This is a genomic window from Candidatus Neomarinimicrobiota bacterium, from assembly GCA_021157965.1.
Taxonomy (GTDB): Bacteria; Fidelibacterota; Fidelibacteria; order Fidelibacterales; family Fidelibacteraceae; genus Fidelibacter.
The window spans coordinates 1-21,069 of record JAGGVO010000041.1 but is presented as its reverse complement, the minus strand read 5'-3'; the positions used below and the strand labels follow the sequence as shown (position 1 = coordinate 21,069).

The 21,069-nt window shown below is 46.8% G+C and carries 13 protein-coding genes; all 13 read right to left on the bottom strand.

The features are described from left to right. Positions 1–92: 92 nt before the first annotated feature. Complete coding sequence (locus J7K63_05370; GenBank protein ID MCD6234447.1) at positions 93–1,319, bottom strand: hypothetical protein; 1,227 nt, start codon at positions 1,317–1,319, stop codon at positions 93–95. Further along, positions 1,316–2,230, bottom strand: a complete 915-nt coding sequence (locus tag J7K63_05365) for a glycosidase (protein ID MCD6234446.1) — start codon at positions 2,228–2,230, stop codon at positions 1,316–1,318. The genes J7K63_05370 and J7K63_05365 overlap by 4 nt, the downstream gene beginning before the upstream one ends. A gap of 18 nt (positions 2,231–2,248) precedes the next feature. Next, positions 2,249–3,265 (bottom strand): alcohol dehydrogenase catalytic domain-containing protein, encoded by a 1,017-nt coding sequence (locus J7K63_05360; protein ID MCD6234445.1) that lies wholly within the window; start codon positions 3,263–3,265, stop codon positions 2,249–2,251. Then, positions 3,265–4,074: a carbohydrate ABC transporter permease gene (locus J7K63_05355; protein MCD6234444.1), complete on the bottom strand. Its 810-nt coding sequence runs from the start codon at positions 4,072–4,074 to the stop codon at positions 3,265–3,267. The genes J7K63_05360 and J7K63_05355 overlap by 1 nt, the downstream gene beginning before the upstream one ends. Further along, a complete protein-coding gene (locus J7K63_05350; GenBank protein ID MCD6234443.1) occupies positions 4,071–4,961 on the bottom strand; it encodes a sugar ABC transporter permease in 891 nt (296 codons plus the stop codon). Before J7K63_05350 ends, J7K63_05355 begins: the two co-directional genes overlap by 4 nt. Next, complete coding sequence (locus tag J7K63_05345) at positions 4,943–6,253, bottom strand: extracellular solute-binding protein (GenBank protein ID MCD6234442.1); 1,311 nt, start codon at positions 6,251–6,253, stop codon at positions 4,943–4,945. Before J7K63_05345 ends, J7K63_05350 begins: the two co-directional genes overlap by 19 nt. A gap of 2 nt (positions 6,254–6,255) precedes the next feature. Next, positions 6,256–8,805, bottom strand: a complete 2,550-nt coding sequence (locus tag J7K63_05340; GenBank protein ID MCD6234441.1) for a hypothetical protein — start codon at positions 8,803–8,805, stop codon at positions 6,256–6,258. A gap of 13 nt (positions 8,806–8,818) precedes the next feature. Beyond that, a complete protein-coding gene (locus J7K63_05335) occupies positions 8,819–11,977 on the bottom strand; it encodes a T9SS type A sorting domain-containing protein (GenBank protein ID MCD6234440.1) in 3,159 nt (1,052 codons plus the stop codon). A gap of 36 nt (positions 11,978–12,013) precedes the next feature. Then, positions 12,014–13,063, bottom strand: a complete 1,050-nt coding sequence (locus J7K63_05330) for a PorV/PorQ family protein (protein ID MCD6234439.1) — start codon at positions 13,061–13,063, stop codon at positions 12,014–12,016. 16 nt (positions 13,064–13,079) lie between these two features. Continuing rightward, positions 13,080–14,450 (bottom strand): hypothetical protein, encoded by a 1,371-nt coding sequence (locus J7K63_05325; GenBank protein ID MCD6234438.1) that lies wholly within the window; start codon positions 14,448–14,450, stop codon positions 13,080–13,082. Between the two features lie 25 nt (positions 14,451–14,475). Further along, on the bottom strand, positions 14,476–17,697 hold the full coding sequence (locus tag J7K63_05320) for a hypothetical protein (protein MCD6234437.1): 3,222 nt from the start codon (positions 17,695–17,697) through the stop codon (positions 14,476–14,478). Between the two features lie 8 nt (positions 17,698–17,705). Further along, on the bottom strand, positions 17,706–20,357 hold the full coding sequence (locus J7K63_05315) for a TonB-dependent receptor (GenBank protein ID MCD6234436.1): 2,652 nt from the start codon (positions 20,355–20,357) through the stop codon (positions 17,706–17,708). Positions 20,358–20,431: 74 nt separating this feature from the next. Then, on the bottom strand, positions 20,432–21,069 hold a 638-nt coding region (locus J7K63_05310; GenBank protein ID MCD6234435.1), incomplete at its 5' end, for a T9SS type A sorting domain-containing protein.

Below are 21,069 nucleotides of genomic sequence, written 5' to 3'. Positions count from 1 at the left end.
CATGAGTAGCGAGGTATAAAAATGAATAGGTTTGTAATTCTACAGAATAAACCAAATTCATTAATTCATAACTCAATTCAGAATTCAGAATTTTATCTACCGTCTACCGCCCTTTGCATCGCCAGCAGGCATTCAATAGTAGATTCTGCACCGGAATTATAATTCACATTTCCTGCATCATTAATCCCGTCATAACAGCGGCCTGTTTCAGGATCATACATGGCAATACGGGCTGTGTTATTCCCGGTGAACCAGGTAAGGATTTCGTCGGACATTTTTTGATATTTTTGATATCCCGTTTCATCAGCAAGGGCTCGCATCCCCTGATACATGGAATTGATGCCGTAAGCAATCTGAGGATAGTGTGTTATTGTGTATATGCCATCAGCATGTACCTTAATTTCCCAGGGGTAATGATTTGAAAGCACAAAGGGGATAAAATGATCTGCCCACAATCGCACACTTTCAAGGTAGGCAGGATTTTTTATCAGCCGGTATGCTGCCAGGAGTGCTGCAGCCTGTGTATTACCCCAGTTATGCCAGAGAGATTCCCAGCAGAAATACATACCGTGTAGTTCACTTTCCGCATTCAAATACTGATATCCCATCAATCCTTCAGCTATTTTTTTGATTTCTTCACGGTAATCAAAGTCCCCTGTTTCAGTCAGGCGGACCAGAACGGTCAGGAGCTCTGCATTCATGTCGGGAGCTTTTTTAATCAGCCAAAGCGGACGACTCCCAATAGGTGTTTTTTCCTTTTCCGGATAGAGGGATAAAATATCCTGTAAATGGGAATCCATGGTTTGAATTTGCTTTTTCACCCTTTCTTGCAGATATGAATATTTCGGCCGCTCATTGAATATGTTGTAAGCAGCCGCGAGTCCCCGAAGTCCCCGGATGGCCCACCATTGAAATTCAGCGGTGCTTGTCCGGTACTGCGTATTGATGGAACCATCCTCATGCATAAAATTGTACCACAACCCATCATCACGGCTCATATACAGTAAAAAACGGGTCATGCCGGCGGCAACGGGGAGCAAATCATTTTTGTGGAACCTGTTTATTTCTGTTTCCAGTACCTCCAGGAAACGTCCCACATCATCCACACAGGTGATACCTTCACCGGGGGCAATGACCGGTTCATACGAGGGTGCATCGGCATAGATGTAGATAAAAGAGAGAGATTCCCCATCCACTATAAGACTGTCTGTCAGGTTCAGGGCGTGATTCAGGTTTACAGAGGTGTGCATACTATCTTTCCGGGAGTTACATCCCTGAAAAAAGATTAAAAGACATAGAAGAAGAATTGTCCTTTTCATACTTTTATCCGGTCTTTCTCTTCAAAAATCAGATCACGTTTATCCACGACAGCCGCTCCGATAACGGTATCCGCACCGGCATAAATCACGACATACTGATCTTTCGTTTCCATGGTGGCACAACTGAAGATTACATTGGGCACAAAACCATGAATTTCCCAGTCCAGTTCGGGTTCAATGACAGGCCGGGATTGACGGGCCAGAATCTTGGTGGGATCATCATACTCCAGCAGCGCAACACCCAAACGGTATGTATTGGTTTCATCCACAGCATGATAGAACAGGAGCCATCCCTCCGGATGTTTTACAGGTGGTCCGGCAATTCCGATACGGGCACTTTGCCAATCATCGTTGATGGTTGTCATGATTTTTGTATGGTTGTAAAAGTGTTTCAGATCTTTGGAATAGGCAATCCAGATATCAGGATGGCGACGGTGTAACAGGATGTATTCACCGTTGATTTTTCTGGGAAAAAAGGCGGAGTTTTTGTTTTCTTCATCCAAAAGGATTCCTTTCCGGTCCCAGTGAATCAGATCCCTGCTGGTAGCCAGACAAATCCGGTAATCGCCGGGAAAGCGGTTTCCAAAGCCTGTATAGGTCATATAAAAGGTATCGTCGATTTTTACAATTCGCGGATCCTCAGGTCCTCTCAATTCCTGGGGAACATCATTTTTTACAATGGGTTCTTCCCGCCTATCCCAGTGAATCAGATCATCACTGGTGGCATACCCCAGTTGATTAATATATTCACCATAACGGGCATGACCACCGATGTTGGTCGCTCTGTAAATCATATGAAATCGTCCGTTTTCGTATACGGCTCCTGCATTAAAAACAGCTGCCCGTTCCCATTCATGTTCCGGATCGGGTAAAAAAATCGGATCTTTTGAAATTCTGCGTAGTGTGATCATTGCTTCTGTTTCCTGTGTTTACGGGTTCATGGTTACGACGGTTTTCAGGCTTTTCCGTTCGGTCTGATTCCCAATGGCATGTTCAATCTCTGTCAGAGGGAATGTTTTTATCTCAATGTCATCCAATGTGATCTTTTTCGATTGTACCAGATCGATGGCGGGTTGAAAAGTTCCCGGATTGAGAAATGAGCCACTGATACGGATGTCATTTTTAAAGAGTTCATAAGGATATAAGGAGAAAGATTGCTCAGGGTGTGTTACACCAAACAGGATTAAATGACCGCCACGGCTTAAGAGGGAATATGCAGTTTTAACGGCTTGGATATTTCCCACACATTCTATAACACAATCGGCTCCGCCTTGGGTTAATGCGTGGATTTTTTCCTGAAGACGGGGATCATGAGGGTTAAAAGCCGCGTCTGCCCCCAGTGACATTCCGTAATTTCTCCGGTTTTCATCCGGTTCCACCAGAAGAACCATGAGTGCCGGGGAGAGTCTGGCAAGTTTCAACATGAGGATACCAATTATTCCGCCGCCCATAATGACAACCGCATCACCGGGATTAATGCAAGCCTTTTGAAAACCATACAGGGCACAGGAGAGGGGTTCCATCAAGGCTGCCTGTTCGGGAGGTAAATCCGGTGGGATATGATAACACTGGCTTTCAGGCACATAGCAGTGTGTGGCAAATCCACCGTCTATGTTCACACCGAGGGCTGTCAGATTTTCACAGAGATTGATCTTTCCTTTCCGGCAAAACCTGCAATGCCCGCAATGTATATTGGGGTCCACGCTGATAGTGTCGCCAGGCTTGACGGATGTGACCCGTTCGCCGGTTTTCTCTGCGATGCCACAGAACTCGTGTCCCAGAATCACAGGTGGACTGGCTTCAGATTCACCCTTCAGGATTTTGACATCCGTCCCGCAGACCCCACAGGCCTGAACACGGAGCAATACCTCATGATGTTGGGGAACCCGAAGCGCACGCTCAATGGAATTCAGGCTTTTTCCATTAAATTGTACAGCTTTCATCATTAGTTTTTTAATCCTGTCGTTGCCATGCTTTCGATGAAATACCGCTGGAAGAAGGCATAGACCAGAATGATGGGAACAGCTAAAAGTGTTGCCGCCGCCAGTTCTGCTCCGAGCTGGGCTTCTGCCTGACCGCCTACGGCAAAAAGGGTCACCATCTGGGGCATGGTCATCAGTTCCCGGACACGGATCACAATCAGAGGCCATAAAACATCGTTCCAGCTTCCCATAAAAGAAATAATACCTACAGTAATGATAACCGGCCGTGAAAGAGGCCAGAAGATCCTGAACAGAATCATCAAATCATTACACCCGTCTATCCGTGCGGCATCGATAAGATCCTGGGGAATATCCAGGAAGAATTGCCGGAAAAGGAGGATGCCAAATGTACTGATCATCCCGGGCACAATGAGGGCGGCGTAACTATCCACCCAACCGAATTTGACCATGAGGATGTACATGGGGATCAAGGTGATTTGAAAAGGAATTACCATAGTGAAAAGGATCACTCCCAGAATCAAATCCCGTCCGAAAAAACGGAGGCGGGAGAGAGCATATCCAACAATAGATCCGAAAAAAATGACGGAAAGAGTAACACAGGATGAAACAAAAAGACTGTTAAAGAGGGATCGCCAGATGGGGATTTTATGCATGACCGCCTTGTAGCTCTCCAACGTGTAGTGTGAAGACCATAATCCCACATGACTGATTTCCATTTCCGGTTTGAAGCTGGCGGAGATCATCCATAAAAAAGGATAAGCAAAAATCAATCCTCCGACAATCAGGAAGAGGTATATCCAAAATTTTTTCATGTGTCTTTCTGCTCCACGAGTTTCTTTTGAATCAACACAATTATCAGCACAATTACAGCAAAGAAAAACCCCAGTGTGGCAGCATAGCCCATGTGACCGAAATAAAACGCCTGATTGTAAATATACAGCATGGCAGACAACGTGCTGTTGACAGGTCCGCCGCCGGTCATGACGAAGGGTTCAATAAAGAGGGAAAAACCACCGATAGTGGATAAGATAATCACAAGGACTATGGTGCTGTTCAGGGCAGGCAGGGTAATAAAAAAGAATTGCTGAACAGGCCTTGCTCCGTCAATTTCCGCGGCTTCATACAAATAACGGGGGATGCCCTGAAGACCTACCAGAAAAAGGACAATATATAATCCTACGTTCTTCCAGGTCGCCATAATGGCAATGGATGGCATGGCCCAGTCCGGATGGGTAATCCATGGAATGCGTGATAAACCCAATTTGGTCAGAAGGGTATTCAACAGGCCTGAATCATAGGCATACAGTTGTCTCCATAAAAGGGTAATCACCACTCCTGAGACAATCACCGGCAGGAAATAGACTGCACGGAAAAAGCCCCGTGCTTTGATCTTTTGATTGAGTAAAACTGCCAGAAGCAGGGCAACCACGATTTGAAGAGGGATATGAATAATAAGAAATTTGAGGGTATTGAGGATGGATTGAAAAAAGAGTTTATCCTGAGAAAGTCGGATAAAATTCCGCAAACCAACCCATTCCATAGGGGTGATAACATTCCATTTATGGAAAATCAGGATAAAGGAAAAAACAAGTGGAAAACCGACAAAAAGGAGAAAATAAAGGGTGTAGGGCAGGCTCATCAGATAGCCTATTCTGTTTTCGGGATTTTTGCTTTTTCGTTTCATCGTGAGCGGTTCCATTCAATAATCATTTCTGCCCGTTCTGCCGCATCTTTTACTGCCTGCTCCGGTGTTTTCAGATCAAAAACAGCACAGGCTTCATATTCCTGGGAGATTCCGTCAAAGATTTCTTTCAAATCCGATGCCCCGTCCACGCCCCGTGTATAGGGAGCCTGTTCTGCATATTTCACCATTCGGGGATGATGGGTGAAATAATCCCGATAGAGGGGATCGTCTGTCAGATTTGCCCGCAGTGGGATCTGGCTGCACAACTCCAGCAATCTTAAATCGGCGTAGCGAGTAATCAGGAATTTGGCAAACTCCCAGGCAGCATCCGGGTGCTCAGTTGTGCTGAAAAGAGCGATGTTTTTATGGTCACCGTAAGTATAAACCGGTCCTTCATGGTCATCGGGGACGGGAATCGGTGAAATGTCAAATTCAAAGCCCGGTTTTTTAAACTGTTCCACGTGGATGACATTCCAGGGACCCACAAATTGAGTGGCCAGTTTTCCGGCAACAAAATGATCTCCCTGAAAGGTTGTCCGGGGGTAGTAGCCTTTGGCATACAATTCCTGAAAGAACTGAAAGACTTTCACGGATGCATCGTTGTTAAAAACGATTTCTGATTTGTCAAACAGGGTTTTACCGCCGGAAGCTGCAATGTAAAATGTGTAATAGTCAAAGAATCGCTGCCACCAGATGGGCCGGATATCCCGGTATCCCATCCATTGGTCGAAATGACCGTCCCCATCCAGATCTTTTGTGATCAGCCGAGCCGCGTCAAGGTATTCGCTGTATGTTTCAGGCGGATTTTCAATACCGGCTTCCCGGAAAAGACGGACATTATACATGACCATAATAGGATTGGTTTTCCACGGGATTTGATAAAAATGACTATCCGGAGCCTGAAAAGCCTGGAGAAGTTCCAGAGGTATCCGGGATAACATTACGTCAAAGAAGTCCGGAAATTCATCAAGGCGGACCAGTCCTCCGGCATTGGTAAAATCATCCATGGCCCCGGGCCAGATATTTGAACAAATGTCCGGTGTGGTTTTGCCTGCAATGGCAGCCAACAAGACCTCTTCGGAGGATTGACTGGCGGGAATGGGCTGTAACAGGACCTGTATGTCCGGATGGGTACGGTTCCATTTTTCCACCAGTTCCTCTGCCAGATTGATCTCATTCTGATTCGAAGAACACCAATAGGTTAGATGAATAACTTCAGCCTGTTCATCCCTTTTTCGGGAGGATTTTTCATCGCAGGCTGTCAGCCCAACAATCAGGAAAATCAGGATTATTTTACGCTTCATCATTCTCAAAAATTTACTACCAATTCATCATATTCTTTACTATGAACCATGTGTATGGAGATTTTATAATAAACGCCGGACTTGCTGCCCGCCCATTCCCCGCTGAAGGGACGGCCGTTCAGCGTGAGAGAGACCGGTTTGACGGGAGAGATGACTATCGTTTTATTATGATGTCCTTCATAGGCTTTCAGTGTCATTTTCAATGCGCCTTCAACAAATTGACAGGATTTAACCTGTGCTTCTGAGCGTAACAAACAGGGTTTTTGAGGACGATCCCCCAATTTTACGGTAACATTTTTGACTCCTGAAAAATTCTCCGGGAAAACGGCCGAATATGCAGTCTTCTTGTCATAATGAATTTTCTCTATCACATCACCACGGCCTTCGATATGGAGAAGGATGGGGTTCCCGTTCACATATAGGGTAAGAGAACACGCCTTCTGATTTTTTTGCAGATAGGGGTCAAGGGCAATATTCCACCCGTTGTCCGTAACACCGAATAATTGATACAGGCTGTTCAAATACCAGGCACCGGCCCACAAAAACTGGGGTTTATCGACTGTCCCGTATTCTTCAGGATTTTCCCGGTTGGCGTTTCGGACTTCATAATAAGCCGGCTGGCCGTTGGGACCTTCCATGATTCCGTGAAGGGACAGGGTATTATCAATGAATTCAGCGGCTTTAGACCTTTCCCCGTTGGCAATGAGGGCCATGGCATACCATGCATTCCCCTGGGGCCAGATGCCACCGTTAAAATAGTAGTATTTTTTACCGGCTTCATTTCCTGCAAATTTCATAAAATCCCGCCATTCCTCAAAATCCATGGGCCATACATTGTATATCCCCACCTTTTCATCCAGTAAGACAGATGTGGCTGTCTGTACCAGTTTATTCTGTCTTTCTTTATCCAGTAAACCATAATGTGCAGCCAAAAGGGATCCGATATAATAGTGCCCGTCCAGGGATCCGTCGTTGTGGTAGTTTATAAGGTAACCCATTTCGTCGTGCCACAGTTTTTCTACCAGGGCAGTCTGCATACTGTCTGCCAGAGATGCATATTTTTGGACAGGCACAGTACTTTGATCTAATGCGGTGGCAAGATATATGTAATCCCTCAAACTTTTAATGGCAAGGGTAGTCATGTATGTCCTGGGACCGTAATTGTGGCCGATGTCCCACCAGTCCGGCCGGTAGGACCACATGAGATAATCCTTTTCCAGTGTGTGGAGGGAATTTTCCACACTGGTTCGGATATAAGGAAGAAGCGACTTCACAAAAGTGCTATCTCCGGAATGACGAAGATATTTTGCCGCCACCTGGACGAACCAGAAATTATTCCAATTGTCCGAATCAGCGAATTCCGTTACATATTTTCCGTCTTTCCAGTAATAGGCATGTGGAATTACATGTTCGGCACTGGCATGGCGGATGATATAATCCAGATCCGATTTTACCCGGGCAATGTCAAAACAGACGGCGGCCAGATCCGAGACCAGGGCATCATGGGTAAAGTAGAAATTGTATTCCGCCGGACAGGGCATGGGGACGATTTCATCTTCCAGAAAATGGACATTGGCAGCCATGACCGCTTTTGCGTAAGCCGCGGAATGATCTGTTTCAGGATCACCGGTTTTTAAAGCAGTCCCAAAGGCTTTATCGTTTATATATTTTTCATACAGGCGGACTTCATCCTGGTTGTTTTGCTGTAAATAAGCCACCAGTTCCCGGCTTTCTTCCATCTTGGAGGATCCAATGATCTGGACGATATTCATGGATTCTCCCGGCTTCAGATTTTTAATATAGACATGGCGCACGGCAGAGGACTGGGCAGGTCCGGCAAGCATGCTTTGTGCCGGTGTATCGCCACCGTTGGCCACAAAGAGAACGGACCGGTCCGCATCATCCTCCGGGAAGTGAAAATAAGCCGTGCTTCCTTCAAGGGTGCTTTCCGACCGGTCTATCCGCCGAAAAGTATGACAGGTGCGAATGGATGTTTTAAAAAGAGTGCTGAATTCAAACCGCTCTGTCTTATCCGATGTGTTACTTATCTGAATGGAGAGAATCATGGCCGGTTTGTTCAGGCAAAATTCATAGGCGGCTTTTATTTGGCAAGTGTTTTTTTGCTGTGTAAATACAACAGAAGCCGGTGTGAGTTTGAAAGGAGTTTTTTCTTTTCCAACAGCAACCGGTGATTGATCACCAATCTTCAAAAGCCACTCAGCCACATAAGAAGTATCCCGGGTCCAGTAATCCCGGCTGTGATCGATACTGTTGGCCACAGGATAGTAGAAACTGATGCGCTGGGGAATCATGGCACTATGATGAAAAGAGACGCCAACATAGGGACCGCCTGTTTCGATTTTGGCGTCGCCGGTGAATGATACCGGAAGGGTGGAATGATCCCGGGGAATGCGTGGGGAACAGGCGAAGAGGAAGATGATGATTATGGTTGAGGATAAGATTAAGAATGATGGGGGATGAGACTTTTTTTTGAAAAGGGCGGTGGGGGTTGTGCCGTATTTTTTTTGCAGTATATCAGTTAATAATTTTTTCATGATGGAGTGATTTTCATTTCAGTTTTACACATTTTTTCACAAAAGTCAGTTCATCTGCCTGCAAGCGGTAAAGATATATTCCGGAACTGATATGAGAAGAGTTCCAGATGTGGGAATAAGAACCGGCGGTTTTATATTCATCCACGAGAGTTTCAATCAACCGGCCGCTGATGTCGAATATTTGCAGTTTTACATGACCGGCTTTCGGAATGTCATAATGAATTGTTGTTGCCGGATTAAAGGGATTGGGATAATTCTGGGAAAGTTGAAAACTTTCCGGCAGTTCATTGTCGTTGTTGCGATTCCCACTGGTCACGGAATAAAGTTCGGCAATTTCCTCAAGGGATAAAGCATAATCATAAATAGCAATATCATCCAAAGTACCTTTAAAGTTATACTCTGTGACATTTGGCAAAACCTGCCCGATCATCAAATCAATAGATGTGGTTAAAAGAGTTCCCGAAAAAGTGGCATGTGCATCCAGATTTCCATTGATAAACAATTCAATATTCCGGCCGTCGAAAAGTCCTACAATGTGATACCAGGTATTTGTGGATACTTTGATCTGTGAATCCAAATCCTTGATGCCATCTGTTGTTTTGATGGTCCAGCGGATGCGTTTCTCGGGAATGATGGATATCTTCCAACGGTTTTCCCAGTTTCCGTGAGAGATGGGGTAAGATTCCCGGGAGCTGTAGAGTTCGGAGGCGTTCATCCAGAAACTGACGGAAATAGCTTCTGTAAAGTTCAAACTGGCACTGTTCGGAACGCGGATGTTCTGGTTTGTGCCATTAAAAGAGTAGGCGCAATTGGCATTATCGAAACGGTTGGCTGTGAGTACGGCACCGTTTACGATGCCATGGTTATTTAAACCGCTGTCATCCGTTGCATCTCCGTTGAAGGGATACCAGGCAACCGGTTCGCCGGTTTGGGCTCCGGATGAATCACGGACCACAATCCCGATGCTGTCTGTATCATATCCTCCCCGGGCGTCATCAATGGAACATACAACATAAAAATATCCTGCCGAATCAGGTGCAATCCAGGTAACAACTGAATCACTGCCAGTAAGAGTTCCGGATTTTGTGGTCCATGTAAAATTCAGTGGATCTGCGTCAGGATCGGAGGCCCGGCAATAAATGGTTGTTGTGTCACTTCGGTTGATTTTTCGGGCAGAGGCAATCAGTTCCTCAATCACGGGATTATGATTGAATGCTTCAATGACTGAAATCATCAGGCTGTCCCGGACCGGTTCTGCCGTCCCGTCACTGACAAAGCAGTAAACAGTCACCAGTGTATCGGCAGACGGAGCGGTCCAGGATATGGAAGGTGCATTGCCATCCAGTGTATCGTTTCCGTTTGTCCACAAATATGTCAATGCGTCCAGGTCTCTGTCTGCCGCCGTGCAATAGAGGGTGACGGTTTGGTTGAATAGAACAGTAGCAGAGTCCGTTGCCAGCGCTTTAATTCTTGGCGGATGGTTGCTGACGGGCCGGCCGCTGTAATAATCGGCGACAATGCCATTCACCAGCATCTTTTCTTCAACGTAAGTGATATTTCCTCCGGCGGGTATCAATACGGCCAGAATCACCCCGTCTGCCGGTATGGTTATCTCCGTTTTGCCGCTGATGCCGGTTTTGAGAATCTGATTGGATACAACATCGTAGAGATCTACGACAGCCGGGCCTGTATTCAGTGTTACGGTTTTATTTTCGTCATACGGATTATAGTATAAATAGGAAGGATAGGAATTTTTTTGGAAATAATCTGTTTTGCAAAGGTCCAGTTGCAGGATGCCCGGAATCTCAGTGGTATCGATTATTCCGCCCAGAATACCCACGTGGGAGGAACCGTAAAGGGCAAAATTGGTGGCACCCCAGCCGCCCGAGATGGCATCGCCGGTGGCAAAGGGACTCACACCGCTACCGATGGCAAATTCCCGCATGGATTCATGGGCGATGCAGGCGGTGGTATCATATTCATAGGCCCAGGCTTCGCCATCCTGGTGATCTGCCGGCAGGTAATTGGCATAAAAAAGGCGGGAAGCATTGGCCAGATTCAATACCCATTTGCCGATGGCCCGGGCGTATCGGTCATCGTATCGGACCATGGGCACCAGTGCTCCGGCCATTTCAAACCCGTTCATGACAAAGGCATAGCCGTCATAAAGAGCTTCCCCCACCAAACCATAGCAGTCGTAACCGCCCCAGTTTCCCAGGGTTACACCCCACTGCCGGACATTTTCCTCCGGATTGAAACACCAGTTGAGCATTTTGTCCACATTGTATGTGGTTCCCAGTTCTGCATTCATGCGTGCAGCAATATACACGCCATAAGGTAGCTGAAGTTCATAGGCAGCATTAGTAGAAAAGCCATTCAGGAATTCCATGGCCCATTCGGCACCCATCAGGTACCGGCGATTTCCTGTTTGTACATAAGCGTTATATAAAATCCATGCGATGGATCCGGCGGATTCAGGTTCCGTTATGCCTTCCGTGTGGGGTGTCATGGTGGAAAGGTACCAGCCCCTGTAGTTCATGTGTGCCCGGTTCCAGGGCGTAGCACTGCCGCCCATGACTTCCACGGCTCTCAGCCACTGATCAGCCACCGATACAAACTGAAAGTCAAAATCTCCCGTTCCGGGATACAGGTCATATAATTGGTAAAAGAACACATTGGGCATCATGGCATACCACCAGTCATCCCCGCTTTGGGCGGTAGGGCCATTCAAATAGACATTCTCTTCCGGTCTTCGGTTGAACCACTCCTCACAACCCAGCACCCAGTTGTGTCCATTTTGGTTGCTTTTGTCAATGCCAACCAGAGTGGCTCCGATTACAGCAGGCAACACATTAATGGCTTCTGCATTGCCCGGATAAGGAGTTCCCACAACGGTATGAAGACCGAAGCTGTTGTGGCTGGGATAATTGAAAGTATTGGTGTTAATCCATATCAAGGGTAAATATTGACCTGTCCGGTTCAGATCAAAAACGAGGTTGTCATAATCAATGGCCACCTGTTTCCAGTTTCGCATCAGATAGGGTTGTGGCAGATTCGGCATTTGTTCTACACGGGGAATAGAAATCTGATCCGCAAAGGATACAGAAAATCCGATTATCACACAGAAGGAAAGTCTGGCCAATGCCTGGCGGCACCCTCTGTATTTATTCATGTAAGTTCCTGTAATTATCCTTTAACATGGTGATGTCTAAAAATTCAGGCGGATTGTAAATCGGTTGACATGTTGCAACCGCCCGAAATCGGCATAGGCATAATCTACCATGATATTGGATTGTCCGAACATCTTGTAGCGGAGTCCCGTTCCCAGAGTCAGGCCTTCTTCCGTATCTTTTTGCCCAATGGCCTTATATCCGGCCCGCAGGTAGAGCATATTCAGCAGGAACAGTTCACATCCTGCGTTGATGCTTTCCGTATTGTTGACGGGATGAAAAGCATCCACGGCAACTGTGAGGCGTGCGTGCTGTTTGTTTATCACATCATAAGCCAGTCCGAACTGCATATTCAGCGGAAGAGGCCAGTCATCGGTCATGAGCTTACCCATGATCCTGTCGTTATTTCCGTCAATAGATTCGTCGGCATCGTAATAAATGATAAGGTCGCTACCGTCCATTTGAAGGGATGGACCGAAATTAGTGATGGCCGCTCCGATACGCAGGCTGCCGAAACCTGTATAATACAAGGTGCCGATATCCACGGCCATTGTGGAAGTATTTTCATGCCAGATGCGTTCAGAGATGAATTTTCCGGTAAATCCCATGGAGAAGCGATCTGTGATTCCAAAGGAATATGAAAGTCCTACGGCATAGCTTGTAGCATCATATTCTTCCCCTGTTCCGTCGGGAAAATCCACCGTTCGCACTTTCATGTGGGGGACCGTCATGGCATTCAGAAAAAAACCGGCGGTTCCAAAACCCCGTAAGGGCAGGGCGACGCCCATATAATTAAAAGCAATATCCGCGAGCCATTCAATTCTTTCAAAAACGGCTTCTCCCTGATTCATGCGGCACAGGCCGGCGGGATTCCAGTACAGGGCCGACACATCATTGGATACCGCAACAAAAGCACCTCCCATGCCAATGGCACGAGACCCCACCCCAACTTCCAGAAAAGGTGCAGCGGTTGTGCCCACATTGGTCAGCCTTCCCGATTCGCCATATAAGAAGGATGCTCCTGCCAGTAAAACAATTCCCATTCTCCTGATTCGCAGGATGCGTTTTTTTATCTGAGTGCTTTTCATGAAAAACTCCTGTTCACTAATGTGATATGGATACACCTACAAAATCTATTTTTCGTGATAATCCCTCATCCGAGGTGTTGATGCTGAAAAGAATTTCCTCGTCAATTTCTATTGATGCTTTGGCTCTTAATTCTGTCAGATAGTTTTCCAGACAGGCTTCCAGGCCTTCATCAGTGGTTATACTGTCTTTTACCGAACTGTAGAGCTTCCGGATCATTTTTTTCGCCAGTAAATATTCTTTGCGGGTTTGGACTTCTTCTTTAACAGAGGGAAGCCGGTCCAGCTTTTCCCTGATTCCCATTTCAGAAAGCACATAGTCCCGGACATAGACCGCAGCGGCATTTTTCAGACTTTCCCGGAGTCCAATTTCAGAGGTGTATATAACCGGCTGTGGATTGACCCGGTAATTCATGATCAGATCATCAACGGTCATTTCTCCATCCCGAAAGGTGACAATGACCATGGAAGCCAGCCGGTGATCTGTATCCTGCAGTGTGTTAATCTCCCGGTCGGGAAGAAATTGTAGTTTTTTATCTCGTTCCACCGGTCTGTTTTTCCACATGTGGCGGGTTAGGGCGTTCAAGGCATCGGCTTTGATAATGATGTGTTGCGGATCCATCACATCCCGGACAAATTCAGAGGCTGCAAAGGACTCTTGCCTTTTCCGGAGAACTCCCTCGATGGATTCCCTGTTTGCCAGAAAATCGCTTTCACGAATCAGAACATTTTTTTCATAATCCACCACTTTGAAAATGTGATAATACGTCCCGTCAAAAATGGGTTCGGAAATCTGGTGCAGCTCCATAGAATAAAGCATTTCCTCCAAATCGGGAGCCACATCGTTCCAGGAAACGGCATCCACTTCTCCGTATAGGGGGGATTCGATAGTTTCGGACCCGGGGTACAAAGGGAGGTGATTCCAGGGTACTACACCGGACCGTACATTTTTAATTTCCGATTCAAGAGCCGTTTGAAAATGTTTTACATGCAATGTTTTACATGATCGTTCAAAGGCCTTCCGGGCTTCGCTTTCTGTCACGATAATGGGTTTCCGGACATATTTCAGATAGAGTTCCCGGTTTACGGCCTGCCTGCGGAAAAGGTCCAAAGCTCTCTGCATGAGGGTATCCGATTCTCCGAGTCCCAATGATTCCGCTTCCTGGGCCAGGAGAATCCGATCCGTTAACCGTTGTAATGCATCAGTATAGGCCTTTTCTTTTTCCTGGCTTGTAATATGACGGGGAACAAATTCGTAGAAAAAGGCAAATTCACCGGCAGAAACGGTCCTGCCGTTTATCGTGGCAACAGGGGGAGACACCGGTTCCGCGCTATCACATCCCGGCAGAACCGGATAGAGGAAGAGGACCGGAAGGATCAGCTTCAGCATCCTATGTTTGCTCGTTTTTTTCATCTCATTTAATCAGGGCAAAACGTCCGATTTTTTCTCCCACTCCCGGTGCTTCTACATGGTAAATGTAAATTCCGTAAGCAATTTCATTGTCATCTTTGGATAAGATATCCCAGGCGGCCATTCCGTCATTGGCCGTTGAGTGGTGTTCAATGGTATCAATGAGATGACCCCGCAGGTTGTAAATCCGGATAGTACAGTCTTTAGGCAGGTGATAGAAATGGAGCCGACGTTCGCCTCGTCCGAATTTGTACATGTTCCGGGGTTCCCAGGAGGCGGTGACCACATAGGGATTGGGAACCACACAGATATCATCCAGTTCTTCCCGGGCCAGGGTATTGCTGGAATCTTCACCCGTTACGGTAAAACGGAAAATATCACCCTCGCGGAAGGGCTTTTTGGTGGCCAGATAGTATATATCTCCGGGTTGTGGCGGATCTACGGTGATCCAGATTGTATCGGCATAGGGAACTTCATTAACCCATACCGTATCGATTTCCAGAAGTGGTGCAAAACGGATCATCCAGGATGTGTAGCGTTTAAATAAAAATTCGTCGTCCGGAACAAGAATGATGATATCATCCCCGTGACTGTATTGTCCGTCCTTATCTATATCCGATACAGCATAAAGGGCGTCTGTTGAGTCGGTAATATTATAGACCTGAACATTGGATGGTACCGATTTAATGCCAAAAACACCGGCTGAATAGGTGTAAACGGAATCATGAAAGGAGATGAGGTAATCGGATGGTTGTTCCAGGTTTAAGCGGTAACCGATGACATCTTCGTTTTTCGGATTCAGGCGGATTTTTGGGACGAAATCTGACGAGCCTTTAATAAATCCGGATTTATCCTCATCGATTGTGATTGTTGTATCGTTGTAGATTGTGAGGGAAATGCCGTCGAAGAGGGGGCTCTCATCGCCGTAGGATGTAACCCGGGTACTGTCCAGAACCAGGGTGTCTGCTTCAACATTACGGACCATATAAAAAGGTTTTGTTTCATTGTGGAATTTGGTGGATTCCAGAAAAGCAAGTTCATAGGTGGTTTCTCCCGGGGGAATTTTATGTTTTTCCACCAAAGCGACATTGATCCTGCCGGTTCCGGGCCCTACATGATCGATTTCTCCCTCCACCTGTGGGGGAATGTATCCGGCGGCGGCGGGCCGGGGGGTGGCACTGCCACAGTTAATATCCATAAAAGTCACCTGACCCAAAGAATTCATGCTGATAATGGCCGAACATTCCGAAGGCTGAAACCCCTCCACACCGTTTTCCGTGTATGTGTAAAAGCCATAATCATAGGATACGACGGCATAATAGTAGGTCTGCCCGTTCTTTACATTTTTATCCGTGTAAACATGCCGGATGCCGGTGTCATCCCCCTGATTGAATTTAATGCCGTAGATATCCACAGGATGTGGCCCGGTAATACCATCCTGCAAGTCGAATTGGGCAATGGGTTTCCGGTATGTTTTATTCCCGTAAGAATCGGTGATAATTTTGCTTTCCAGAAACTGTGGTTCAGTCCCACGGTAAATCATATAGCCTTCAAAGTCGTATTCCTGCAGGAAGGGGTCAAAGGACTGTTCCGCAATATCATCCCACACAAGGGTGACTTCACCGTCGCCGGGGTAGATTTTTACTGTAGGTTTCAGCGGCGGTTTGGCAAACTGATAATCCGCATTATAAATTTGCTGGACGGCTTTTTTATTTTTCACCAGATCGTCTTTGTCTTCCCCGAACAGCAGAGCCATGGAATAGCGTTCTGTTTGGTTTTGCATAAGAGGAAAGGCTCCTGACGAGAAAAACATACTCAGATTGTTCGGTTGTACAATTTCACTCATGGGGGGAGGCATCCGGCTGAAGACACCCCAGTTTTCTTCATCATTGATGAGTTCATAGCGATGGGTGGGAAAGATATCAAAACCGGTTAAACCGATTTGATCCGATTCATCCGGATCTGTGGCATTGTAATTGGGTTCTCCGTTGGTGGGTAATCCGTCCCCTTCCCCCTCATCCGGACCGGTATAGTGTAAATCGTACATGCCTACACCGTCAGCACCCACATCGTCATTTAACGGTTCATTCGGATCCCATTGTCCGTTTCCATTTACGTCGGTGTAAGGTTCCCAGTCACAATCCTCATCATTTTCCCAATGGGGTTTCGGGTCATATTTGTACACCCGGACAAAGTTTTCCACGTTATCAATACCATAGGGATATGTATCTATAAAATTTCCCGGTCCGTTGCTTTCTCTGGACTCATCCACCATGCCGTCATTATCATTGTCTTTACCGTCTGTTTCAATGCCGGGACTTTCCAGAAAGGCGTAGCCGGCATAACCGATAGGCTGCCAGTTTCCCGGTGTTCCCACGGCTCCGGGAGGCCCGTAAGCAAAGGCGATGTCCAGGTCCAGGTCGTATTCACCGATGTTTTGCACATCACTGCCCACACCCCCGATACCCCAGTCGATGTATTGGGCAAAATAAGATTTGTTATAATTAGTATTGGATTCATTGGTGATATCATAAAGCCAGAAAATACAGTCTTCCGCCAGCACCTGGCTCCATTGAAATCCCCGGGCTTTCACAACAAGTCCCACACCACCCCGGGTGGAGTCTCTTGAATCACAGTAAAAATTCATGTGGAGGTTGGGTTCTTTATCCGGATCATCATCAAAGACAAACACCGTTTCCAAATCAGCATTATAGATGCCTTTTCCGAAATAGCCGTTCCAGTATCCGGCCCAGGACAGTGGTTTATCCAGCCAGTAATCGGGCCAGGAATTTGGATTGTTACTCATGGCCGGGGATGTATTGGATTCTTTGTCCATATTAAACCAGTTGGGGCGAGCTTCAAAACCCCATGGGATTCCTTCCGGAGAGACATCCACAAATTCCCGGTACTGTGTTTCCATGGGATGGATAACTTCACCGTTCCTGTTGATTGTTTCCACCGAGACAATCAGGGTGATGTCGTCCAGGTAGTGTCGTTCCGGAGAAGGCCAACAACCGGAGGGGTCGTCGGGGTAACTACCCACTTCACAGTAATTCCAGAAAAGAGTATGGACCAGGTTCCCGTTCATCAGTCCCCGCCTGCGGTATTCCCGGTGTCCCCGCATGGATTGAGGTGTTTGTCCCGGTAGAGGCAGGCTGTTAATCATCAGACAACTTAAAACGGCAACCAGAACAATTGTGTTTTTTTTCATGGTGTAAGTCTTCATGTTAATTCTCATCGTTTCTGATCAAAACTTAAGGAGCAGCCAATGATGATTTTTCGGGGTTCATCGTAATAGTTTGGCTGTATATACCATTCTTCCTGCGTTTTATATCCACGGTATGTTTCAAAAACCATATCGTAGTTGTAATCAGCCGTGCCGCTGGAAGCATATACTTCACGGTTATTTTTCCGATCCAGAAGATTGGTAATTTTCATAAAAGGAGAAATTGTCCAGGTGTTGAGGAAAAAGTCTTTGGTTACATTCAGGTCAAAGGTCATGGTCATGGGTTTGCGTTCACCATTCAGGATCCGGTTATTGTAGTATGGCGATTCCCGGGTATAGGGGGTGCCGCTTCCGATTTTTCCGATCAGGCTGATGTGATATCCCATCCGGGTGGTGGTCAGGGCCATGTTCAGGGAATGGGTTTGATCCCAGTCCAGAGGTCTGCGTTTCTTTTCTGATTGAATGGGCGGATCGGATTCCTGGTTTTTGGATTCATCCAAGGGATCCGAGGCGTTTCCTGTGGCGGACTGATAAGTATAATCCACAGAAAAGCCAAAGGAGCCGGGACGCTCAAGCATTTCAAGGGCAACTGTAATGCCCTTAACATTGGCATAATCCCGGTTGATAAAGCGCCAGAATTTTCCTCCGTAGATGTTTTGCATGGTAATCTGACCGATTAAATCCCGGATATCCTTGTTATAGCCGGTGATGTCGATGGTCAGGTCGGAAGTAATGGCCTGTTTGATGCCGATTTCATAACTGACGGTTTTTTCCGGTTTCAATTCGGCATTGCCCATGATATTATATCGGCCCCGAGGCGGCTGATCACCTTTAAGCTGGATCAGATTTACCTCAAAATCGGGGTTGATATACAGATGTTCATAATTGGGAATCTGAAAGAAATGTCCATAGGAAAAATGGATAACCCCCTGATCGGAAATAGGATAAGCAATGCCGATGCGGGGACTCCACTGATGGGATGTTTTGGCTTGCCGTTTCGGTGCTTCCCGGGTATCGTAAAAATATTCCGGCACTTCACCGTTCGGGTCAAAATAATCCAGCCGGAGGCCCATGTTGATGATCATCTCCCCCAGCTCCAGTTTGTCCTGGATGTAGGCGGCGATTTCCACAGGCTCACGGGTGTAGGAGTTATTATACCAGGAGGAATCGGAGGGGATACGAATCGCGTTGTTTTCATCGAAATACAGCTGATATTCATGGAGCCATAAGCGACATTGCTTGTGGCTTGCCCCAATGCCCAGGGTTTGATTTGCGGTAAACTGGCTTCTTAAATCGGCTTTAAAAATGCGGGTGCGGTTGTTCCGGAAATGGTGCCACATCCGCATGCCACCGGTGGAAAAACCGTTGGAATTATTTTGTGTGAGATGCTCAATGGGCACATAACGGGGATCATAGGGATTCTCGTAGACATACTGGCCGTATTCGGTAAAGGATTCAGAGGCATTGGCCGTAAGAAAGGTGGATTTCCCAAACATGTGGGTGTACTGAAGTCCATTCTGATAACTATTGCTTTCATGGTGATAGTTACCGTCCGGATTGTATTTGAAAAGACGGTCAAAATCCCGGTGGTATGCATCTTCATAGAAGAAAGTATAATTTAACTTATCCCGTTGGGATAGTCTGACACTGATTTTCCCCTGAATGGTTTTAGTCTTGTTGGGATTCATGGGAACGTAGGCACTGTCTCCGGTTGATCGGATTATATTTTCTTCAGGATTGTCGGAAAACGTGCTGAAATCCTGAGGGCGGAAGATACGCCGACCGTATTGCCAGCCCTCATTGCCGTAAATCCTTCCTAATATGGAAAAGGACACCCGATTTTTCAGGATGGGAAAGGGACCGCTTAAACTCATTTGCAGATTGGAGACGGAAAGAGGGTTGATATGGTCGATATGCATGAATGTTTTGGTATGTGAACTCACATAATCACCGGAAAAAAGGGAGAGCTTACCGGAATAGTTCTGCTGTCCCTCCTTGGTAACGATGTTGACAATGCCGGACATAGCCTGGCCATATTCGGCATTGAACGTACCGCTGATGATTTCCACTTCCTGAATCATATCACTCTCTACATCAAAGAGGTTGTCTCCGGAGTAGGCGTCATTCATGGGAATGCCGTCCACGATATACATCACTTCACCGGCCCGGCCGCCACGGAAGTGCCCTTCCACCACACCGGCCTGGAGATTCACAATTTCACTGAGGGTCTGAACCTGAAGCTGTTCAATTTCATCTGAGCTTACACGGAAGGAGGTTGAGGTTACGTCTTTTTTTACGGTGGGCATTTTGGCAATTACAATCACTTCCTGTCCGGCCAGGACCTCTGTGGTCAGCTCAAAATCCAGGGGAGTGGTTAAATCAATCATCACCTGTACATTTTGCTGTACTACTGCCTGATATCCGATCATGGAGGCCCGGACAGAATAAGTCCCCGGCATGATGTTCAGAATGGTATAGTATCCATCCGCATTGGTGGCTGCACCGTGGGAAGTTCCATCCACAATGATATTCACACCGATTAAAGGTTCTCCGGTTTCACCATCAATTACTTGGCCGGCGATTTTCCCGGTTGTCCCGGCGGACAAGATGGAATACTGCAGGATAAAAGCCATTATGGCAATTCGCAATGAACGTCTCATGTGATAATCCTTCAACGATTTTAACAGGAATCCACCGGAGCGGTAAGCTCCGATGGACTCAGGGGAAAGGAAAACTAACGCAACAGAACCATCTTTTTCGACAGTTGCTGTTCGTTGGTTTTCAGAACATATAGATACATACCGGAAGGAGCCAGGGCTCCCCGGTCATTGGTGGCATCCCAGATTAAGGAATAGCTTCCCGGACTCTGAACGGCATTGACCAGTGTTTTTACATGTTGTCCCATGATATTGTAAATATCAATGGAGACATGTGTCTGATGGGGCAGATCATATTGAATTGTCGTAACAGGGTTGAAGGGGTTGGGATAGTTCTGATGCAGGGCAAAACGTTCGGGAATTTCAGGAATATCCTTTTCTTTGGGTTGAATAGCACTCCCGGGAGCAACAACCATTTTAACCACGCTGAAATCATCGAACCAGGCTTTACCGGTCACCCAATTGTTGAAACGGGCCCGGACGGAGATACCATTGGCATCGTCAGCCGCTTTGTGGATTCCTTCATAGAGGCGCCATTCCGTGGTGCTGTCCCGCTGATCCACATAGATAAAGCGGTCGCCCTGTGCACTCCATTCGGAGTCAATATTGCCGCCGTGGGTGAAAAAGCAGAGGTTGATTCCGCCGTCATAATACTCACCGGTGGGATAGGTGAATTCGCCGGTTCCGATATCGGGCACATTTTCCGTTTTGACCC